The 21,248-nt window shown below is 35.3% G+C and carries 23 protein-coding genes; 4 read left to right on the plus strand and 19 right to left on the minus strand.

The window, feature by feature from the left end; translation table 11 throughout:
* Positions 1 to 8: 8 nt before the first annotated feature.
* From pfkA to dnaE, 6 genes are all read right to left on the minus strand, one after another.
* Entirely contained in the window at positions 9 to 968 is a 960-nt protein-coding gene (gene pfkA / locus MKY81_RS18735) for a 6-phosphofructokinase (protein WP_066226957.1), read from the minus strand.
* Positions 969 to 1,181: 213 nt separating this feature from the next.
* A complete protein-coding gene (gene accA, locus MKY81_RS18740) occupies positions 1,182 to 2,165 on the minus strand; it encodes an acetyl-CoA carboxylase carboxyl transferase subunit alpha (protein ID WP_341118529.1) in 984 nt (327 codons plus the stop codon).
* Positions 2,159 to 3,028: an acetyl-CoA carboxylase, carboxyltransferase subunit beta gene (gene accD / locus MKY81_RS18745; protein WP_066226952.1), complete on the minus strand. Its 870-nt coding sequence runs from the start codon at positions 3,026 to 3,028 to the stop codon at positions 2,159 to 2,161. Before accD ends, accA begins: the two co-directional genes overlap by 7 nt.
* A 120-nt stretch (positions 3,029 to 3,148) precedes the next feature.
* On the minus strand, positions 3,149 to 3,772 hold the full coding sequence (locus MKY81_RS18750) for a FadR/GntR family transcriptional regulator (protein WP_066226950.1): 624 nt from the start codon (positions 3,770 to 3,772) through the stop codon (positions 3,149 to 3,151).
* 8 nt (positions 3,773 to 3,780) lie between these two features.
* Entirely contained in the window at positions 3,781 to 5,019 is a 1,239-nt protein-coding gene (locus MKY81_RS18755) for an NAD(P)-dependent malic enzyme (RefSeq protein ID WP_066226948.1), read from the minus strand.
* A 148-nt stretch (positions 5,020 to 5,167) separates the two neighbouring features.
* On the minus strand, positions 5,168 to 8,518 hold the full coding sequence (dnaE, locus tag MKY81_RS18760) for a DNA polymerase III subunit alpha (protein WP_341118530.1): 3,351 nt from the start codon (positions 8,516 to 8,518) through the stop codon (positions 5,168 to 5,170).
* A gap of 170 nt (positions 8,519 to 8,688) precedes the next feature.
* Here dnaE and MKY81_RS18765 point away from each other — a divergent pair, with 170 nt between their 5' ends.
* Both MKY81_RS18765 and ytrI read left to right on the plus strand, forming a co-directional pair.
* The gene (locus MKY81_RS18765; RefSeq protein WP_066226942.1) at positions 8,689 to 9,024 is read left to right on the plus strand and encodes a YtrH family sporulation protein; all 336 of its coding nucleotides are present in this window, start codon (positions 8,689 to 8,691) and stop codon (positions 9,022 to 9,024) included.
* Positions 9,021 to 9,521 carry a sporulation membrane protein YtrI gene (ytrI, locus tag MKY81_RS18770; protein WP_066226936.1) on the plus strand — a complete coding sequence of 167 codons (501 nt, stop codon included), beginning with the start codon at positions 9,021 to 9,023 and terminating at the stop codon, positions 9,519 to 9,521. Before MKY81_RS18765 ends, ytrI begins: the two co-directional genes overlap by 4 nt.
* 17 nt (positions 9,522 to 9,538) lie before the next feature.
* Here ytrI and MKY81_RS18775 read toward each other — a convergent pair whose 3' ends face one another.
* Complete coding sequence (locus MKY81_RS18775; protein ID WP_107919902.1) at positions 9,539 to 10,474, minus strand: DHH family phosphoesterase; 936 nt, start codon at positions 10,472 to 10,474, stop codon at positions 9,539 to 9,541.
* Positions 10,475 to 10,577: 103 nt separating this feature from the next.
* Here MKY81_RS18775 and MKY81_RS18780 point away from each other — a divergent pair, with 103 nt between their 5' ends.
* Positions 10,578 to 10,883: a YtpI family protein gene (locus MKY81_RS18780; RefSeq protein ID WP_066226931.1), complete on the plus strand. Its 306-nt coding sequence runs from the start codon at positions 10,578 to 10,580 to the stop codon at positions 10,881 to 10,883.
* Positions 10,884 to 10,912: 29 nt separating this feature from the next.
* On the opposite strand, the gene MKY81_RS18785 is transcribed toward MKY81_RS18780, so the two are convergent.
* From MKY81_RS18785 to MKY81_RS18795, 3 genes are all read right to left on the minus strand, one after another.
* Positions 10,913 to 12,226: a CBS domain-containing protein gene (locus tag MKY81_RS18785; protein ID WP_108070306.1), complete on the minus strand. Its 1,314-nt coding sequence runs from the start codon at positions 12,224 to 12,226 to the stop codon at positions 10,913 to 10,915.
* An 82-nt stretch (positions 12,227 to 12,308) separates the two neighbouring features.
* Complete coding sequence (locus MKY81_RS18790) at positions 12,309 to 12,545, minus strand: hypothetical protein (RefSeq protein ID WP_066226925.1); 237 nt, start codon at positions 12,543 to 12,545, stop codon at positions 12,309 to 12,311.
* A 98-nt stretch (positions 12,546 to 12,643) separates the two neighbouring features.
* Positions 12,644 to 13,324: a metal-dependent hydrolase gene (locus MKY81_RS18795; RefSeq protein WP_066226922.1), complete on the minus strand. Its 681-nt coding sequence runs from the start codon at positions 13,322 to 13,324 to the stop codon at positions 12,644 to 12,646.
* A 196-nt stretch (positions 13,325 to 13,520) separates the two neighbouring features.
* Between MKY81_RS18795 and MKY81_RS18800 the strand changes: the two genes are divergently transcribed.
* Complete coding sequence (locus MKY81_RS18800) at positions 13,521 to 14,618, plus strand: M24 family metallopeptidase (protein WP_327990375.1); 1,098 nt, start codon at positions 13,521 to 13,523, stop codon at positions 14,616 to 14,618.
* A gap of 40 nt (positions 14,619 to 14,658) precedes the next feature.
* Here MKY81_RS18800 and MKY81_RS18805 read toward each other — a convergent pair whose 3' ends face one another.
* The 9 genes from MKY81_RS18805 to MKY81_RS18845 all read right to left on the minus strand — a co-directional run bounded on the left by MKY81_RS18805 (position 14,659) and on the right by MKY81_RS18845 (position 21,240).
* The gene (locus tag MKY81_RS18805) at positions 14,659 to 14,808 is read right to left on the minus strand and encodes a hypothetical protein (protein WP_160331406.1); all 150 of its coding nucleotides are present in this window, start codon (positions 14,806 to 14,808) and stop codon (positions 14,659 to 14,661) included.
* A gap of 86 nt (positions 14,809 to 14,894) precedes the next feature.
* Positions 14,895 to 15,410: a MogA/MoaB family molybdenum cofactor biosynthesis protein gene (locus MKY81_RS18810; protein ID WP_108070302.1), complete on the minus strand. Its 516-nt coding sequence runs from the start codon at positions 15,408 to 15,410 to the stop codon at positions 14,895 to 14,897.
* Complete coding sequence (locus MKY81_RS18815; RefSeq protein WP_341118531.1) at positions 15,407 to 16,240, minus strand: EcsC family protein; 834 nt, start codon at positions 16,238 to 16,240, stop codon at positions 15,407 to 15,409. The genes MKY81_RS18810 and MKY81_RS18815 overlap by 4 nt, the downstream gene beginning before the upstream one ends.
* A 109-nt stretch (positions 16,241 to 16,349) precedes the next feature.
* Positions 16,350 to 17,540 carry an acetate kinase gene (locus tag MKY81_RS18820; protein WP_066226909.1) on the minus strand — a complete coding sequence of 397 codons (1,191 nt, stop codon included), beginning with the start codon at positions 17,538 to 17,540 and terminating at the stop codon, positions 16,350 to 16,352.
* Positions 17,541 to 17,785: 245 nt separating this feature from the next.
* Positions 17,786 to 18,775, minus strand: a complete 990-nt coding sequence (locus tag MKY81_RS18825) for a class I SAM-dependent methyltransferase (RefSeq protein ID WP_066226906.1) — start codon at positions 18,773 to 18,775, stop codon at positions 17,786 to 17,788.
* A 68-nt stretch (positions 18,776 to 18,843) separates the two neighbouring features.
* Entirely contained in the window at positions 18,844 to 19,344 is a 501-nt protein-coding gene (gene tpx / locus MKY81_RS18830) for a thiol peroxidase (protein ID WP_066226902.1), read from the minus strand.
* Positions 19,345 to 19,431: 87 nt separating this feature from the next.
* Positions 19,432 to 19,911 (minus strand): GerW family sporulation protein, encoded by a 480-nt coding sequence (gene ytfJ / locus MKY81_RS18835; protein WP_066226900.1) that lies wholly within the window; start codon positions 19,909 to 19,911, stop codon positions 19,432 to 19,434.
* Between the two features lie 17 nt (positions 19,912 to 19,928).
* Positions 19,929 to 20,672 (minus strand): DUF2953 domain-containing protein, encoded by a 744-nt coding sequence (locus tag MKY81_RS18840; protein ID WP_084347394.1) that lies wholly within the window; start codon positions 20,670 to 20,672, stop codon positions 19,929 to 19,931.
* Between the two features lie 49 nt (positions 20,673 to 20,721).
* On the minus strand, positions 20,722 to 21,240 hold the full coding sequence (locus MKY81_RS18845; protein WP_108070298.1) for an RDD family protein: 519 nt from the start codon (positions 21,238 to 21,240) through the stop codon (positions 20,722 to 20,724).
* Positions 21,241 to 21,248: the final 8 nt, after the last annotated feature.

The raw sequence follows: 21,248 nt of genomic DNA on the forward strand, positions 1-21,248 counted from the left end.
CTTTAAGCTTAAATTGATAATTCCTTTGATAGACGATACATATCAAAAGCGACTTTATGCGGTGTTCCTAAAATTTCAAGGATATCATAGTCGACGAGCTGATTATTTTCGATTCCAACAGCTCTTCCACCTTTACCCTCCAATAATAATTCAACAGCTCTTGCCCCAAGTCTGCTTGCTAGAACTCTATCGCTAGCAGTAGGAGATCCGCCGCGTTGAATATGTCCTAAAACGGAAACCCTCGTATCAAAATTAGTTGCTTCCTCTAATTCTTTCGCAAATTCATTACCGCTTTTCACACCTTCAGCAACAACTATAATACTATGCTTCTTTCCACGGTCATTCCCTTTTCGTAAACGTTCCGCAATTTCATTCATGTCATAATTGTCTTCAGGGATTAGAATTGTTTCAGCACCACCTGCTAATCCGGACCAAAGAGCGATATCCCCTGCATCCCTGCCCATTACCTCAATTATAAACGTTCTTTCATGTGATGAAGCAGTATCACGAATTTTATCAATCGCATCTAACACTGTATTTATCGCTGTATCAAAACCAATCGTAAAATCAGTTCCCGGGATATCATTATCAATTGTTCCCGGAACCCCAACACATGGAAAGCCGTGTTCTGTTAAAGCCTTTGCGCCTTGATAAGAACCGTCTCCACCTATAACGACTAAACCTTCAATCCCGAATTTTTTCATTTGCTCGATACCTTTTTGCTGCCCTTCCTGTGTCTTAAATTCTAGACATCGAGCCGAATGGAGCATTGTTCCTCCACGATGAATAATATCACCAACAGATCCTACCTCAAGTTTTTCTATTTTCCCATTAATTAGGCCGCTATAGCCGTTATAAACACCAAACACTTCTAATCCATGATAAATACCTTTACGAACAATCGCACGAATAGCCGCATTCATTCCCGGCGCATCTCCACCGCTAGTTAAAACACCAATACGTTTCATTATAGTCACCTCAAAATTTCTAATATGTAAAATCGTACTCACTTAAATCAAAAATTATAATTATAACAATATTATCGACAAGAGTACTAGTTAATATTTCTAAAATATCATTTTATAAGTAAGTCCACAAACAATAACTGTTTTAAAGGAAAAGGAAAAACAACTAAGCAATCGGATTCGTCCGATTGCTCGTTTAATACTCAATTATCGATATCAGGATTTTGAAATTTCTGCGATATCCTTTAACTCAGTAAACTCTCCTATAACTCGATATTTATTATAGCGCTGCTCAATAAGTTCCTCAGCAGATAAACCAACTAATTCTTTTAGTGATTTTTCCAACACATGGTCAATAGACTCGGCTTGGGTAGCAACATCTTTATGAGCGCCACCTTTTACTTCCGGAATTACTTCTTCTATAACACCTAATTTTTTCAAATCAGGAGCAGTAATTTTCATAATATCTGCTGCCCGTTTTGCTTGGGATGAATCTTTCCACAAAATCGTTGCAGCTGACTCCGGAGCAATGACTGAGAACCAAGAATTTTCTAAGACGTGTATATGATTTCCTACACCGATACCAAGTGCTCCTCCACTAGCCCCTTCACCGATAACGATACAGATTACAGGTACTTTGAGACCAGCCATTTCAAATAAGTTTTTGGCAATTGATTCTGAAATTCCTCTTTCTTCAGCAGCTTTCCCTGGAAAAGCGCCTTTCGTATCGATAAAACTGATAATTGGGCGATTAAATTTATCCGCCTGCTTCATTAAACGAAGTGCTTTTCGATAGCCTTCAGGATGGGGCATCCCAAAATTACGACGGATGTTTTCCTTCGTATCTTTTCCCCGTTGCTGTCCGATAATCGTTACTGGAAGACCTTTATATTTTGCGATACCGCCAACAATCGCTTCATCATCGCCAAAAAAACGATCACCATGCAACTCAATAAAATCAGAAAATAGATAAGGGATATAGTCCAATGTTGTAGGTCTATTTGGATGTCTAGCTATTTGTACTCGGTCCCATGGTTGCATATTTTCGTAAATATCAACTTCTAATTTTTTTAATCTAGTCTCTAGTTTCTCAATCTCATCTGATAAATCAACATCTGAGTTTTTTGTAAACTCTTTTAGCTCAGCGATTTTTTTCTGAAGCTCGCTTAATGGTTTTTCAAATTCCAACTCATTTACCATGGCAACTCACCTACTTGCTCATGAATTTCTAGTACTGTCGTAATTGTTCCCTTTAAGTCTAATCGGTTAATTACGGCGTCCAGTTGTCCGTGCTTTAACAAAAATTCAGCAGTCTGAAAATCTTCGGGAAGCTCTTCACGAACAGTTTGCTCTATAATTCTTCTTCCAGCAAAGCCTATTAATGCTCCCGGCTCGGCAAAATTATAATCACCTAAGGAAGCAAAGCTTGCTGACACACCACCGGTAGTTGGGTGAGTCATAATAGAAATAATGAGACCCCCATTATCGCTAAAACGTTTTAATGCCGCGCTTGTCTTCGCCATTTGCATTAAAGACAGAACGGCTTCTTGCATTCTTGCTCCACCGGAAGCTGTGAAAATAATAAACGGCACACTCAGTTTATCTGCTTCCTCAATTGCTCTTGTAATTTTTTCACCTACAACTGATCCCATACTTCCCATACGGAAAGTTGAATCCATGATAGCAATAACAACTTGATGATCATTCACTTTTCCACTACCAGTTAAAACAGCTTCATTCATATTTGTTTTTTGTTGATCTTTTTGTAATTTCTCAAGATAATCAGGGAAATTTAGAGGGTTCTCCGATAGTAGCTGACGATCAAATTCTTGAAAAGTTCCTTCATCTATAAAGCTTTCTACTCGTTCAAATGCATTCATTTGATGATGATAACCGCAATGATTACACACTTTTAAATTTTTTTGAAGCTCTTTCGTATATAGGATTTTACGACAGTTTGGACATTTTGACATAATGCCTTCAGGCACATCATGCTTAGCAGCTTCCGATGGTATTGTAGCATACTTTCTTTTCTTTGGTTTAGTAAAAAAATCTTTCAGCAAAAGTAAATCCTCCTTTAAAAGGCTGATACCACAAAATAGCTTAGAATATTTTTTATAAATAGATTCTTCTTGTCCAATATAATTGAAGATGAACGAAAATATTGCTAAAGTTTGTCGTATTTACTTCGACATATTTTTTAAGTCATCATAAAATTGCAATGATAAAGGCAAATTTTCTTCTACTATTGTATGTAGTAATTGTAAATATGGTTTTATATCCTTAATTTCGCGAGAACCATTTAATTGTGATGCATATTCTTTTAATAATAACCAAATTTTAAAAAGAAGATGGATATTTGAAAGTTGTACAATTTCAAGAAAAAAATCATCTTCTAATGTAAGGTCGCCTTGTTCTAATTTATATTTTATCAATTCAATAGATGGACGATCCAAATTATTAATTACTAATCTTATTGCATCCTTTTCAACTAGTTCTTTCGTTATTTTCACATCATTTTTCACTTTATCATCTTGTAATATAAACGTACTTAATAAATCAACTAAATGATGGTCTGTGAAATCCCGGAGAAATGTACCTTCTCCTCGGCGAGTTTCGATCAAGCCTAGTAACTCTAAAGCCCTCAGACCTTCTCTTACAGAGGAGCGTCCAACTTTGAGACGCTCCGAGAGTTCACGCTCAGAAGGAAGTTTATCACCTGAAACTAATCCATCTTCATAAATCATTTGACGAATTTGGTCGACAATTTCAAGATATACCTTCGTTTTGCTTATATTTTTGTTCACCGAACAAATCACTCACCTTTTCCAATAATAGCAAGTCTCTTTGTTCTTTCTCTAATTTCTTCGGGGTCGACTTTTATCCTCGCAACACCTGTTTCCATTGCTGCTTTTGCAACAGCCGCTGCTACTGCAGGTGCAACACGTGGATCGAAAGGACGTGGGATAACATAATCAGCGTTTAATTCAGTTTCACTTATTAATTCAGCAATTGCTTCAACAGCCGCTATTTTCATTTCCTCATTAATATGTGTTGCTCGAACATCTAATGCTCCCCTGAAAATTCCAGGAAAAGCAAGAACATTATTTACTTGATTAGGAAAGTCGGAACGACCTGTCCCAATCACTTTCGCACCTGCTTGTTTTGCATCGTCCGGCATAATTTCCGGATCCGGATTTGCCATAGCAAAAATAATGGCATCTGTTTTCATCGATTCTACCATTTCTTTTGTTAATGCACCTGCTACTGAAACACCAATAAATACATCGGCGCCTTCAATGACATCTGCAAGGGCTCCTTCTTTACGCTCACGATTTGTGTATTTCGCCACTTCGGATTTGATATCATTCATTCCGAAAGTTCTACCTTCAAAAATAGCCCCTTTTGAATCACACATAATGATATCGCGTACACCGTAATGGTAAAGGAGACGAATAATGGCAATTCCGGCTGCTCCGGCACCACTGGCAACTACTTTTATTTCAGACATTTTCTTACCGACGAGTTTTAATGCATTAACAAGACCTGCAACAGTTACGATCGCCGTTCCATGCTGATCATCGTGAAAAACAGGAATATTCGCTTCTTTTTTCAGTCTTTCTTCGACCTCAAAACAATTTGGTGCAGCAATATCTTCTAAGTTTACACCACCAAAAGTAGGCTCCAACAGTTTAACCGTTTCAACAATTTTATCTACATCCGTTGAATTCAAACAGATAGGAAACGCATCAACACCGGCAAAACTTTTGAATAATACTGCTTTTCCTTCCATAACAGGTAACGCTGCCTCCGGTCCAATATTCCCTAATCCTAAAACAGCCGTTCCATCGGTTACAACAGCAACCATATTGCCTTTCATCGTATATTCATATACAGTTTCAGGTTTGTCATAGATCATTTTACATGGTTCTGCTACTCCCGGTGAGTATGCTAAACTTAAATCTTTTGCATTTCTTACGGTAACTTTTGATTTAGATTCTAGTTTTCCTTTATTTATACGATGCATATGTAGCGCTTCTTCTCGCAAAGTCAAAGTTTCCACTCCTTTTTACTACAAACGATAAACAATTAGGTGGTCTGACCACATTGGTCTATTAAATAATATAACATATTTCCCTTTTTAGTGAAAAAAATATTAAAGTTGTTTTTCAGAATTTAAGATATTATTAAAGAATAGAATCCTATTGCAAAATCACATTTGGCTCACCTAATAAACGGATTAGCTCCTCTAAACATTGATTAGAAGGATTGACCCAATCCAGTCTAGGAAGCTGAATCGTTGTTTGCGTATGTTCATAAAATAAAATAACAGGAACACTACCATGATGTGATTGAATGATTTCCTTAATACGCCTTAAACTTTCATGGGACTGAAACAAATATGGAATACGAAGAAAAAGTTTCTTATTGGCGTCTTCTAAATCTTTCATATCGATCATTTTTTGTATAATTAATTGTGTTGAATCATTTCTTACTTCAACCGTTCCTTCAAGTAGTGCTACTTGCCCTTGTTTACATAACCTACTGTATTGTCGATAACTTTTCGGAAATAATACCCCTTCCATTTCACCACTGGAATCACTAATTTTAACGAAACACATTTGTTCCCCTTTTTTTGTACGGATGGTTTTTACTTCATTTAAGTAAACTCCTAGTTTCACGTGTTTTTGATGATTAGAAATAGAAATTATCGTGTCATTCGTATAATTGTTAATTAAATCTTGAAATGGACGAATAGGGTGGTCTGATAGATACAGTCCAAGTACTTGTTTTTCGAAAGAAAGTTTATCGATAATACTAATTGGTTCCATTTCCACATACTTTGGTTTAATTTGAAAAAATTCATCATCAGAAAATAAGTCTTCCATATTGTCACTTGGATTGACGAGTTCAGCATGCTGCAAGGCTACATCAATACTTGCCAAAAGTGTTGCACGATCAACCTGAAACTCATCAAACGCTCCGGAAAACACTAGATTTTCAATCGTTTTCCGATTAATAGAAAGATGTGTCGTTCGAATGCAAAAGTCGAATAAATCACTAAAAGGCTTCGATGCTCTTGCATGTAAAATATCCTTTAGTGCTACACCACCTAGCCCTTTTATCGCCGCTAAACTAAAGAGGATGGCACCCTTTTCCACTTTAAAAAAGTAATGACTTTTGTTAATAGATGGTGGAAGCACTTGAATATTCATCTGTTTCGCTTCTCGTATATATTGTGCAATTTTATCTGCATTTCCAATAGCTGATGTTAATAATGAAGCCATAAAATATAGCGGGAAATGAGCTTTTAAATATGCGAGTTGGTATGCGATAAAGCTATAGGCAACCGCATGGCTTCGGTTAAATCCATAGTTAGCAAATCGGACAATTAAATCGTATATTTCATTGGCTGTTTTCTCGTTATAACCATTATTAATAGCCCCTTTTACAAAATGAATCCTTTCATGATCTAGCACATCTTTCTTCTTTTTACTTACAGCCCTTCGAAGTAAATCCGCTTCTCCTAACGAAAAACCAGCCATTCTTGAGGCAATTTGCATAATTTGCTCCTGGTATATGATAACGCCATACGTTTTCTTTAGAATTGGTTCTAAATCTTGATGTGGATACTGTATCATTTCTTTTCCATGTTTTCGATCGATGTATAAAGGGATATTTTCCATTGGACCGGGACGATAAAGCGCATTAACTGCGACAATATCCTCAAAATCAGTTGGTTTTAACCTTTTTAAAACACTTCGCATCCCTTCCGATTCTAACTGGAAAACACCTGTTGTGTTTCCTTCACTTAATAATTGATAGGTCTTTTCATCATCTAAAGGAATTTGATCGATATTTATTTTACTGCCAGTACCTTTTTGAATACTTGTTATGATCCGTTCAATTAGCGATAAATTCCGTAGACCTAGAAAATCCATCTTTAATAAGCCAATCTCTTCTAAGATGTCCATTGGATATTGTGTTAAATAACTACCTGTATGTCCATCTTGGATGGGGATAAGGTTAACTAGTGGTTCTTCACTGATGACGACACCTGCTGCGTGTGTTGAAACATGACGTGGAATTCCTTCAATTTTTAATGCTGTTTGAAAAAGTTTTTGATGTAATTCAGATTCTCCAACAAATTCCTGAAGTTTCTTTGATTCCTTAAACGCTTGCTTTAATGTTATACCGAGTTTACTTGGAATCATCCTTGACAATTGCTCTAATTCCTTTGTATTAAAGCCAAATACCCTAGCGACATCTCTTGCCGCAGCTTTAGCAGCAAATGTTCCAAACGTAATAATTTGTGCTACATGTAATTGCCCATACTTTTCAGTTACATATTGTATGACCTCATCCCTGCGATGATCAGGAAAATCAATATCAATATCGGGCATTGTAATTCGCTCAGGATTTAAAAAGCGTTCAAAAAGTAAGTCGTGTTCAATTGGGTCGACATTCGTAATTTTTAATACATAGGCGACAAGAGAGCCAGCTGCTGAACCTCGTCCGGGACCAGTTAATATTCCGTTATTACGGGCAAATTTCATAAAATCCGAAACAATAAGGAAATAATCACTAAATTTCATTTGATTAATTATCGTTAATTCATAAGATAAACGTTCCCAATAAATCGGTTCTGGGTGATCAAATCTTTCTCGCAATCCCTGTTCACAGTATTCCTTTAATGCTTGGTCAGAGGTTTCTCCCGGTGGTAATGGGAATTTTGGAAGAAGTTTTCTCCCCATTTCAATTTGTAATTGACACGAATTTGCTACAAGTACTGTATTTTCTAATGCGTTTATATGTTCGGAGAACGCTTCAACCATACTTTGTTTATCTTTCAAATCATATTCTTCTGAAGGAAGTTTTTTTCGATCATCATCACTAAGTTTCTTATTTTCATTGATAGCAAGTAAGCATTCATGACTAAAGCTGTCACTCTTTTCCAAATATTGCACATCATTCGTAACGATAAGTTTTATCTTGCATTTTTTTGAAAGGTGAACGAGCTTTTCTTCTATTATCTTTTCTTCAGGAAGCTGATGATTCTGTATAGAAAAATAGAAAGAATCCTCTTCAAAAATATTTTTAAAAATAGTTGCGATTTTTTCAGCTTTTTCTTCTTCTCCGCGCAATAAATACTGTTCAATTTCGCCATTTATTCCGGGTGTAAAGCCAAATAACCCTTTATGGTACCCTTTTAACCATTTTATCGGAATACCATTTGGTGATTTTGTTTGGACTGTACTTGAAAGTTTTAATAAGTTATTATATCCCGTTGTATTTTTAGCTAATAGAACGAGTGGATAAGATGTTTCTTTATCCATTTCACTGATAACATCTATTGTTAATCCGATAATTGGCTTAATCTGATTTTTTATACATTCTTTATAAAACGGAATGACACCGTAAAGTACATTTCGATCGGTAATAGCCAATGTATGATATTGAAGCTCTTTAGCTTTTTCAACTAGTTTTTTAATTGAGATAGTGCTAGATAATAAGCTATATGCAGTTGTTATTTGTAAATGGACAAATGACATTCTCTTCCCACCTTTCAATTGAAATCTTTATACATATTATAAGACCTCCATTAGAAAAAAGAAAATACGTTCCCATATTAACTTTTATTTTTTCGGATTCCATTACATATCAGCGTTAGTTGTCCCATATATATTAATAGTGAATGGTTATACAGTTTGGAGTGATTTCAATGGACGAAGCATTCTTCCCTGCCTTTTTTAATAGTTTTTTTATCGCCTTCGGTGTAATGATAGGCGGGTCTTTAATTGGGGCCGGCTTGGCAACATTTATCACTGGAGAACAAGTTTTAACGGGGATTACGAAGATTTCAAAAAATTTGCGGATTTGGGCCATTATTGCAGCCATCGGCGGGACATTTGATACAGTATATAGCTTTGAAAAAGGCTTTTTGAATGGAGAAATCAAAGATTTATTTAAACAATTTCTATTAATCTTATCGGCAATGGGAGGGGCGAATACTGCAGCGCTTATCATACTATGGTTAACACAGGAGGAAATCCAATGAGAATTCCACCATTGTATCATCGTCCTTCATGGCAAAGATTCATTGCCGGCATCGTTATCGGCGGCTGTATTAGTTGGCTTGTCTTTTTATTTATGTATGGTGTTATGCAGGAAAAACATGCAAAGAAAATAAAATTCCAACAAGAAACAATCGATAATTTAAAACAAGACATAAAAATTTGGCAAGATGAGTATAAAGAGTTAAATCGAAAAAATGCGGAGCTCTTAATTATTCAAAATGTACAAGTGAAAATAACAGACTTTGAAAAGTATAATATCGATTTACAAAGTAAAATTGAAGCGGAGAATAAGGTGAAGGAAGACTTGAAATCATTAATTGCAAATGACTTAAACAATACAGTTAAAAATAAAGAGTTAATAATAAAAGCAATTGAAAATAAGACAGTAAAATTTAATAATCGTCCATATAGATATGTCATAAAATCAATGATTTTTTACACAACGATTAGTATCGAACTCGAATTAAGGCTGAATTAAAGACTAGAGCATAAACTCTAGTCTTTGCAAACAGCCTTTAAATCGTTTATTACATGTTCGGCTTCATCCCAAGAATAAATAGAGGCACCTGCAGCCAATGGATGGCCCCCGCCATTATATTTTTTTGCAATTTGGTTGATAACTGGTCCTTTTGAGCGTAATCGAACCCTAATTTGGTCCTCTTCTTCAATAAAGAAGCACCACGCTTTCATTCCTCGGACATTCCCTAATGAACTTACAAGTAATGAGGCTTCTGAAGGAATGACTTCAAATTGTTTAAGAATGTCCGCACTTAGTTTCACAACTGCCGCACCATCTTCAAACATTTTAAAGTTTTGCAAAACATATCCTTGTAATTTAATCACTTTTGGATCTAGCTCATACAATTTGTCATATAATTCATTTCGATCGAACGAATATTTGATTAACTCCCCTGCGTAATCAAATGTTTTTTGCGTCGTGCTTGGGTATAAAAATCTTCCTGTATCCCCAACGATACCACCATAAATCAATCGTGCTGCTTCATCATTCATTTTTAGCCCTTTATCAGCACCAAATAAATAGAAATCGTAAATCATCTCACTCACAGATGATGCCGTCGTATCTACCCAAAGTAGATCACCATAAGCATCTTCGTTCGGGTGATGATCAATTTTAATTAGCTTATCACCTAAAGAATAGCGACGATCACATATTCTTTCTTCATTTGCCGTATCGCAAACAATAACGAGTGCTCCATGAAAGGTTTCATCCGAGATTACATCGAGTTTTTTTAAAAACTCAAGTGAAGGATCGGGCTTACCAACAGCATACACTTGTTTATTTGGAAAGGAAGTACGCAAAATTTCTACTAATCCCCCTTGTGACCCGTAAGCATCCGGGTCTGGGCGAACATGGCGATGAACAATAATTGTCTCATATTGTTTTATTGTTTCTAGTATTTTATCCTTCATAAGTTCACACCTTCTTTAATTTGTCATATTAACTTTGTAGCTTTTTCATATAAAACTCGTTACAATGTAAACAATGTTGAATATTATATTTGGAGGGAACATTTTGCCTATAGTAGTGTTTTTCATTATATTATCATTGTCATTCTATGTATTCTATAAAATAAAATTTGTAAGAAGCCCATTGCCAATGGAGCGAAAATATTTATCAGGAAAATCAGGGATTTCATTAGGACTTTTCGTTGGTTTATTCGGTATTAATCAATTGTTTCTTCATCCATCAACCATTACCTATATTATCGGTGCAATTTTTATTATCCTAGGCTTCTTTAGCGTTTGGGCCGGAATAAAATCACTGCGATTTTACCGACCATACGTTATTAAAGAATTAGAAGAAATGAAACAACATTAATTAATAAAAAAGCCAATGAATGGCTTTTTTTATTTATCTATTAATTGACACATTAACAATGCTTTTCCAACGAGCTGGCCTTGATTAAATACTTCTACATCAATTTTCCCAAACTTTCTACCCGCTTCGAGAATCGTAGGAACAACTTCGATTGTGCTTTCAATTTGAACAGGTTTGATAAAATAAATCGTCATATTTTCAATAACGATATCACCCTTTTTTTGTTTCTTCAATTTTCGGGTTGCCGCTTCATAAACAAGCGTAGTAAAAACGCCATATGAAATTGTTCCAAGCGGATTCGTCATTTGTGGAGTAACCTCAAAAAAATAACTTTCTTTTTCAGCAGTTTCAGCTGCTGTCTCTATTTGTGTAGTAATGATATCATCAATCGTTTCGCCAACTTGAGGCTGTCGTTGCGTCATTTGCAGCGCCTTCAATACATCTTGCCTGCTTATAATCCCAAATAACCGATGATAGTCATCAACAACCGGAAGTACCTCTATTCCCTCCCAGATCATCATATGTGCAGCGGAAGTCACGCTTGTCTTTAAACCTACGGATATCGGATTTTTTGTCATTACTTTTTCAATCGTTAAGTGCTGATCAAATTCTATTATATCTTTTGAAGTGACCATTCCAACGACTTTCATTCCTTGATCAACAACTGGAAAGCGGCTGTGGGAAGTGATTCTATTTTTTTCATACCATGTGCTTATTTGATCATGAATCATTAAATAAGCTGTTTTGTCTATTGGGGTAAAAATATCTTCTACTAAAATAATTTCCTTTTTAATTAATTGATCATAAATCGCGCGATTAATCATCGTTGCAACTGTAAACGTATCATAGCTGGTAGTCAAAATCGGCAATTCTAATTCATCCGCCAGCTTTTTCACCTCGTCCTCAGTATCAAAGCCACCGGTGATCAACACAGCTGCTCCAGCTCTAAGCGCCAGTTCATGAGCTTTCGTCCGATTTCCAACGATTAATAGATTCCCTGCACCCGTGTATTTCATCATCGCTTCCAGCTTCATTGCACCGATAACAAATTTAGTTAATGTTTTATGTAACCCTTTTTTCCCTCCAAGCACCTGTCCATCGATAATATTTACAATCTCCGCAAATGTCAGTTTTTCAATATTATTCTTTTTCTTACTTTCAATCCTAATCGTACCTACTCGTTCAATTGTACTAACATAGCCTTTATTTTCAGCATCTTTAATTGCTCTATATGCCGTTCCTTCACTCACATTTAAAGCCTTGGCAATTTGTCTTACGGAAATTTTCTCTCCAATGGGGAGGTGATCGATGTATTCAAGTATTTGTTCATGTTTAGTTGCCAAGCTCTTCACCCTTTTCGCGACTTTTTCGTTAGATTTATTATAAGGTGAGGAGCCTGACAATTCAATTATTAACGACTCTTCCTTAATTATGTGACTTTACACGTTTTGGTAACGGTTTATCTACATTTTTATTTGCTCGCTGTTTTTTCGGTGCATAAAGCCACGCTGTAAGATTGCCGGCAAAAACAAGCAAAGCTAAACCAAGCCAAGCAATGGAAAAAATACCGGCCTCATGTTGAACAGAAAAAGCTAAATGAGGTAAAGCATAATAGAGCATTAATGCGGTTAATAAGATACATAGTAAATATCTATTTTTCATTGGACTCCCTCCAGTATTTAAGCTTGTATTATTGTATGCTCTTATATTGAATTCCAACACAAAAATACATCTGCTTTTAAACAGATGTATCATTTTCGTTATAATTCAATAAATTCACCCGCACTCATTACCTTGCCATTTTTCTTTTCGAGTAAATCAATGAATTGATGTGGGTCTTTCTTAATTAATGGAAAGGTATTGTAATGAATCGGTACAACGGTTTTGGCATTTAAAAATTTTGCAGCGATTGCAGCATCTTCCGGTCCCATCGTAAAGTTATCACCAATTGGTAAAAACGCTAGATCAATGGGGTGAAGCTCACCGATTAATTTCATATCGGAAAACAATCCTGTATCACCTGCATGGTAAATCGTTTTCCCTTCAACCATTAGCAACACACCTGTTGGCATTCCTAAATAAATAATCTCTTGATTTTCTGTGACTAATGCTGAGCCATGAAATGCAGGGGTTAACTTCACCTTACCGAATTCAAATTCAAAAGATCCTCCAATATGCATCGGATGGGTGTTTAAACCTTGCCAGCTTAAATAATCTGCAATTTCATTATTAGCAATAACTACTGCTCCGCTTTGTTTTGCAATTTGCACAGTATCACCTACATGATCGTTATGACCGTGGGTTAAAATAATATAATCAGGCTTCTCTTCCTCGACTTTTAAATCAGTTTGAGAATTACCATTAATAAACGGATCAAACAGAATTGTTTTTCCGTTTGTTTCTACTTTTACTATAGAATGTCCATGATAAGATACTTTCATTTTTATATCTCTCCTTAAAAAAAAATAGTTTATCAACCATATTCAATATAAAATCCAAAACTCCTCTTTCCAATACAAAATACCCCTTTTGGTATCTGTTTAAAAGTAATTTTTATTTGTTTTCCATACTAGAAATTAGAAACGATAGGTATATTCTGATATTCTTTATATATACCCAATTAGGAGATGAAAAAAAATGAACAAAAGACTACAAGAATTAACTAGTTGGCTACAACAAGAAACGATTGATTTTGCATTTGTCACCGCCCCTGAAAATGTTTTTTATTTCAGTGGTTTTCTAAGTGATCCTCATGAGCGATTACTTGGCATTGCTGTTTTCCCAAATCAGGAACCATTTATGATCTGCCCGGCACTTGATGTAACTGATGCGAAAGCGTCGGGTTGGGAATACGAAATCATTGGATGCTCAGATACTGATAATCCTTGGGAAGTACTTGAAAAGCAAGTTAAAAAACGGACAAATGAGATTCAAACAATCGCGGTAGAAAAAGAGCATATGAATATTGAAAGATATGAGTTATTACTTCAACATTTTAATGGTGCGAAATTCGTTGCAGCAGAAGCAAAGCTTCGTCAATTGCGTTTAATTAAAGATGAGAAGGAAAAGGAAATCCTGAAAAAAGCAGCTGAATTCGCGGATTTTGCTGTGCAAGTTGGTGTTAACGAAATAAAAGAAGGAAAAACCGAACTAGATATTATTGCAGCTATTGAGTACGAATTAAAGAAAAAAGGAATTTCTGAGATGTCCTTTTCAACAATGGTGCTAACTGGTACAAATGCCGCTTCTCCCCATGGGAATCCCGGATTAACTAAAATTAAAAAAGGCGATTTAGTCCTATTTGATTTAGGTGTCGTTTATGAAGGATACTGCTCTGATATTACCCGTACAGTAGCCTATGATCATACAAATGACGACCAAGAAAAAATTTACAATATCGTTTTACAAGCGGAAGAGGAAGCAATTAAAGCCGTTAAGCCTGGAATAACAGCAAAGCAATTAGATATGATTGCGAGAAATATTATTTCTGATGCTGGGTATGGAGATTATTTTCCACACCGACTTGGCCATGGGTTAGGAATTGGTGTGCATGAATATCCTTCAATAACAAATACAAATGAACTACTCATTCAAGAAGGAATGGTGTTTACTATTGAACCTGGAATCTATGTACCAAATGTAGCAGGGGTTCGTATCGAAGATGATGTATTCGTGACTAAAGACGGTGTTGAAATTTTAACCGCCTATCCAAAATCATTGCAAATTGTGAAATAATTAAAGGAATCAGCAATTGCTGATTCCTCTTTTTTACCTTCTATGCTTCCTCATCCTGATCATAAATGTGAAATTGTCCATCTGGTTGGTCAACTACACCGCTCGCATATGCTCCCATAATTTGATTAGTTGTTTGATTGATGCCTTGCTCATTATAAATAATTTCTTTTTCACGATCTTGTTTTTTCAAAATAGTGCCCCCTTCCTATATTTACTATTGTTCGAAATCTGTTTTTAGATATACAAACCATAAATTGGAACATAAGAAGGGTTTTCTTACTTTCTGTCTTTCTCAATTTCATATACGATGTGACCTAATTCCGGCAAGATGAGTTTCTCCATAGCTAACCGTACAGCACCTGTTGAACCAGGTGTAACGAAAATAATTTTATTTTTGTACGTCCCTGCTGTAGCACGGGATAACATCGCAGCAGGTCCGATATCTTCCGTATAGCTTAAATACCGAAAAAGTTCACCAAATCCCGTTACCTTTTTTTCAAAAAGGGACGAAACTGTTTCAATAGTTACATCCTTTGCTGCGATTCCCGTTCCCCCATTTATTAAAATCGCTTTGATCCCGTCAATATCCGCTATTTTCTTAATCGCGTCTTTTATTAAATGTTGATCATCCTTTACTATTTGATAGAAATTGATTGAATGACCATGACACTTTAATAAATCCATCATCAGGTGACCACTTCTATCTGTTTCTGCTGTTCTCGTGTCACTTACAGTAATGATTCCACAATAAATACTAGTTGGCGAAGCTTGTTTATGTGCGAAAATACTCATTTCTCCCATCCTTTATCCTGTAAATAACGGAATTTATAATATTTATCAGCGAAATCAGTAACTTTTCTGGAAAATAGATAGTTTGCACCTGCACCAACTAGCAATGGTATAAATGTCCATTTAGAATCTTTTTCCTTTTGAAATAAGGAAATAAAATATACTTTAACTAATTGTTTGAATGGCCCTTCTAACGACTGATAGCTTGTTATTTGATCAGTACCATCATAAAAATATTGTTGTTCCCCTAACTCACGCACTAAAAGATCCCATGCATTTCCCTTTAATCGTTTAGGCAGTGTTGCTGCATGAAAAACTTTTAATGAGGTCATCATTTCATAAGGTGTTTTTATATCGTAGCCATAAGACATAGCAATAATTTGAACAGCTCGAAGATTTAATATAATCATTACAAGAAAGTCTGAACCAAGAAGGATTGTTTTCCCAGTCCCTGTAATCCCACCTTGAATGAAGGCATACAATCGATAACGCGCAGAATGCTGATCTGCAATATAAGACACTTGATCAATCGTTAAGTTTTTTATTTCTGGAATTGTATTTACCTCCTCATCAAAAACTCTTGCAGTACTTAATATTCGATTTCTTGCATCTTCTTGAAATTGCATACTTTGAATAAGAGAGTGAAGATGAAACAGCCATGTATCCAGTTTTTCAAAAAAAGGTTCTTTAATATGATCAGGTATCATTGAAAATCCATGATCCATCCATTTTTCATATGTATTTGTGAAATCATTTGATTTCTCTTCGTTCAACGTATCAATCCATATCTGAACTTGATCCCAAACAGCCTGATCTCTTTGTGTCCATTGCATCTAATTCACCTCTTCATAAGGAATAATTATCCTTAAGTATACCATACAGCCTAGATGAAAGAGCCACGAATAAAAAAAGGCAATACCGAAATGGCTTGCCTTTTCATAACTATTTTGTTATTAAACTTACAACATCCCTTGCTATCATTACTTCTTCATTCGTTGGAATGACTAGTACCTTAACCGGTGAATGTGGATAATTAATAAATGCTTCTTTGCCTCGAATTTTATTTAACGCTGGATCCCAATATATTCCCATAAATTCTAGACCGTGAAGAACTTTCGCACGAACAAGATCACTATTTTCGCCAATTCCGGCTGTAAAAATAATCGCATCTACTCCGGACATTCTTGCAGAATAGGAACCAATATATTTATGAATTCGGTTCGCAAAAACTTCTAAAGCTAATTCCGCTCGATTATTTCCTTTCGCTGCTTCTTGTTCAATGTCCCGAAGATCACTGGAAAATCCGGAAACACCGAGCATACCCGATTTTTTATTAAGTACATCCAATACTTCATCAGCCGTTTTACCTGTTTTGTCCATGATAAACGGAATTAAGGCGGGGTCTATATTTCCCGATCTCGTTCCCATCGCTACACCTGCCAATGGTGTGAATCCCATGGACGTATCAATTGATTTTCCACCTTCAATTGCTGCTATACTTGCTCCATTTCCTAAATGGCAAGAGATTAATCGAAGTTGTTCAATTGGACGCCCAAGCATTTCAGCCGCACGGCGAGAAACATATTTGTGAGAGGTTCCATGAAAACCATATTTGCGAATACCGTATTTTTCATAATAATCATATGGCAAGCTATATAAAAATGAGCTTTCAGGCATTGTTTGATGAAAAGCAGTATCAAAAACAGCAACTGCTGGAACATTAGGCAATGCTGCATGACAAGCCTGTATTCCAATAATATTTGCCGGATTATGGAGTGGAGCTAAATCTGAAAGTTTAATTAGTTGCTCCACTACTTCCTCTGTAATAAGGACGGAATCATTAAAAATTTCGCCCCCATGTACAACACGGTGACCAATTCCTTCTATTTCATTTAATGATTGAATGATATTTAATTCGGTTAATTTGTCCAAAAGAAGTTTGACTGCTACCTCATGATTTGGAATATCCATGACTTCTTTATATTTTTCATCGTTTACTGATATAGTAAAAATTGAATTTGCCAATCCAATTCGTTCAATAAGGCCTTTCGATATTACACGTTCCTCAGGCATTTCAAATAATTGAAATTTAAGCGAGGAACTACCTGCATTAATTGCGATAATTTTTGACATAACTACCTTTCCTTTCTATATAAGAAAGTAATCTATTTTGCATTACTGATTAATGAATTTTATCATTATTTTAGGTTTTGCATTTCAAACTATAACTATTAACGACTTCTCATTTTAATTGTCAAAACAGATATTTTCAAGCATAAAGGAGAGAGTAATCGTTTACACAGAGAAGAAAGTTTATTCGAATGATTTTGAACAAATAATGCATAAAAAAATAACCGGTATACACCGGATATTTTTTATCACTCTTTATTCTCCCGAAACCATTTATCAAGTTTTGCAAGCATTGTCTCCATTGCATGTTGATTGGATAATGTCGGCAGATTTGCAATAAGTACTTGTTTTGGAGCTTTTACAGAATCATCCTTCTTTTGAAGAATCAAGATGCTTTTCGCCGCATTTGGATTTTTAAAGATGGAAAGCGGAAGTTGAATCACACCTTGGATATGTACCTGTTCCGCTAAAAATTTATGTAATTTCGGTGCTTCTTCTGATTCAAATAGTCCATTGGGAATTAGAAAAAATAAATATCCACCTGGCTTCGTATAATTTATGCTTTGCTCGATGAATAGATGATGAGCATAGGAATGGCCTTTATCAGACTTCAGCTGGTAGTTTGAAGCGCCACTATCATTCGGATAGTACCCGACTGGTAAATCACTTACAACTACATCTACAGGATCGATAAACAAATGTTCTAATGAATCTTGGTTATACAGCTGAACCGGTTGACTTTGCAGATTTGCTCCGATGTATGCTAGTTTAATTAAAATATCATCGATTTCTATTCCATAAGCGGAAATTACGTTATCCTCTAATTGATTCATGATTGTCATTAGCAGATTACCTGTCCCAACTGCCGGATCAAGTATAGAAAAGGTTTTTATTTGTTCTGTAAATCGTTTAATTAAATAGCTCATCACTAATCCAATTGTATCAGGGGTCATTTGATGATTTGCCTGAACATTGTCTTTCATTCCTTTTAGGATGGCTAATTGGTACGCTTTTCGAATTTGTTCTTCGGTAAATGAAGAAAGATTAATTTCCTCGTATTTTTTCTTTAGTCTTTTTTTATTTAATTCGCTTATCTCCTCTTGCACGATCTCCCCATGAAATAAGTTTTCTCCTGTCTCAGCAAGTGCCTCTAAATAAGTGCATGAAAGTTCTTCTTGTAGAATAAGTGCTGTTTCATTTAAGACATTGAAAATCGCTTCCATTGGAGTAATATTCATTAGTCTTTTCCTCCCAACATAAAATCCCCGATTCGTATCGGGGACAATGATTCTATATTTTTTAAAATTTACTTCGCTTGTTTCGCTGCTTCGATTGCCTTTTCGTAGTCTGGGTGATTGGTGCCTTCGCTTACGTACTCAACATAAACTACTTTATCATTACTATCAACGACAAACACGGAACGGGCAAGTAGTCGTAATTCTTTCATAATTACTCCGTATGCTTCCCCAAATGAAAGATCACGATGATCAGATAAAGTTTTAACATTTTCCAAACCACTTGCAGCACACCATCTGCTTTGAGCAAATGGCAGATCACAGGAAATTGTTAAGACTTCCACATTGTTTAATTTTGATGCTTCCTCATTAAAACGACGTGTCTGTGCATCACATACACCAGTATCAATAGATGGTACAACACTAATTAATCGAACTTTCCCTTTCGTGTCATCAAGTGTGACCTCTGATAAATCATTTGCCAATACAGTAAAATTAGGAGCAGTATCTCCAACTTTAACTTCATTTCCAAGTATTGTTACCGGATTTCCTTTAAACGTTACATTTGTCATCGTTTTAATTCCTCCTTTTATGTATTTATAATAATCATACTTAATTTTCAACTATTTTACCAATTAAAAACTCGCCAATGGCGAGTTTTAAAAATCAAAATCTTGTTTTTGATTTGTTGGCTGATGGTTTTTCCATCCATTTGAATTAGTATTTTGATTATTTTTCTTTATCATACTTTGAATTTTATCCACAACACTCGGGGCTACGTCCAATATTTTTTCGAGTAAATGTGTACTTTCATCAAGATGAAGCATTTTTACCCCTTGGGAGTTAACGATTAAAAAAGCAATAGGGGTAATCGAAACTCCTCCACCACTACCGCCACCAAAAGGAAGATCAGTTTTACCACCTTGACCGCTTTGTCCTTGTCCTCCTGAACTAGACTTATCAGGTCCATTAAATTGACTTCCACCTGCGGCAAACCCGAATCCTACTTTTGATACAGTTAAGATTACACTACCATCTGGTGTTTCAACGGGATCACCAATGATTGTATTTACATCAATCATTTCCTTTAAGTTTTCCATTGCTGCTGACATTAATCCTTCAATTGGATGTTCACCCATAGTAATCCTCCTATCTCTTACAAAGATTCATTAGAATCTTCTTTAGAAATCATTGTTAATGGCTTTGTTTTGAAAGAACCTTTACCGCCTCTCCAAAACTTTACTATTTTTAATCCTGCTAGAATAGCATTCCCGATTCTTATTTTAATCATACATTTTAGTGAAGTTTCTGAAATGGGAATTTGAAAGGATGGTGTAACAGAATAACTAGGGAATTTCATCAACTTCATTTTATTGCTTATGAAAGCGATTATGATTGATTTTAAAGCCATTGCTGCACCAGATAATTTTCCCGTTAATGCTGCATCTTTTAACCCGATTGTAGAATGCCATTCCAATTGAGTGATTCTGACCTTTTTTAAGAATTTTAGTATGATAATTTTCAACCCAAAAATATGTTCTAGTAATTCCTTAAAATCTGATATTCGCTCAGTTATTTCTTTAGTAGTAATTTCTGCATGTTCATGTGTTCCAGTATTCGTTTTCTTTTCATATGTAATAGTCGGCTCATCTTTTTCAACTTTAATTGTTGGTATTTTCAATTTATAGCGAATAAACTTCCACATAATGAATTGAACTCGTAAATGATCATCGTCGATTCTATGTGAATAATCAATAAAGATAGTGATAGTTGTAAACCAAATAACAAGTAAGAATAGAAGAAAAATACCTATTATAACAGTGGCAACGATCATTTCTCCACAACCTTTCAGCCTTACATTCTCGCCAAAATAGAAAAAAAATAAACCCGCATTACTCATAATGTAATACGGGTTTATTTGAGGATTGTTATTCAATAATAGCTTTGAGTCATGCAGGTTTTGATTGAAATTGTTTTACCGCTCTTTCATGTACGACAGTTGTATCGGCAAATATGTCATGAATGCCTTGTTTATTCGGAGTAAAAGCAACAACAACGTATAATATTTTTGTAAAAACAGAAATATATCGTCCAATCCCTTCACGGAAAATGATTGTACTCCATGAAAGTTTCTTTTCTTTTAATGAAATCACTTTTAATCCAAACACCATTTTTCCTATCGTGGCACTTAAAAATTTCGTCATCAATATGAAGTACAGATAAAATAATAGGGTCGTTACAATTGAATAGGGTGTAAACAGTCCTGAATCAGTTAAAGGAATATCCACGATTCGAAAAACAGGCCTTATAATTAATCGACTAATACTAGCGACTACAACAATATCGAGGAGATACGCCCAAAATCTCATCCAAAATCCTGCAAAAGAGAATGTCTGAACGACAGTTAAGGTTTTGTCATTTGCCGCTATATCGTTTTTATTAGTAGCTATATCTTGTTCTTCTGTCATTATATGCT

This window comes from Heyndrickxia sp. FSL W8-0423 (assembly GCF_038009395.1).
Lineage (GTDB): Bacteria > Bacillota > Bacilli > Bacillales > Bacillaceae_C > Heyndrickxia > Heyndrickxia sporothermodurans.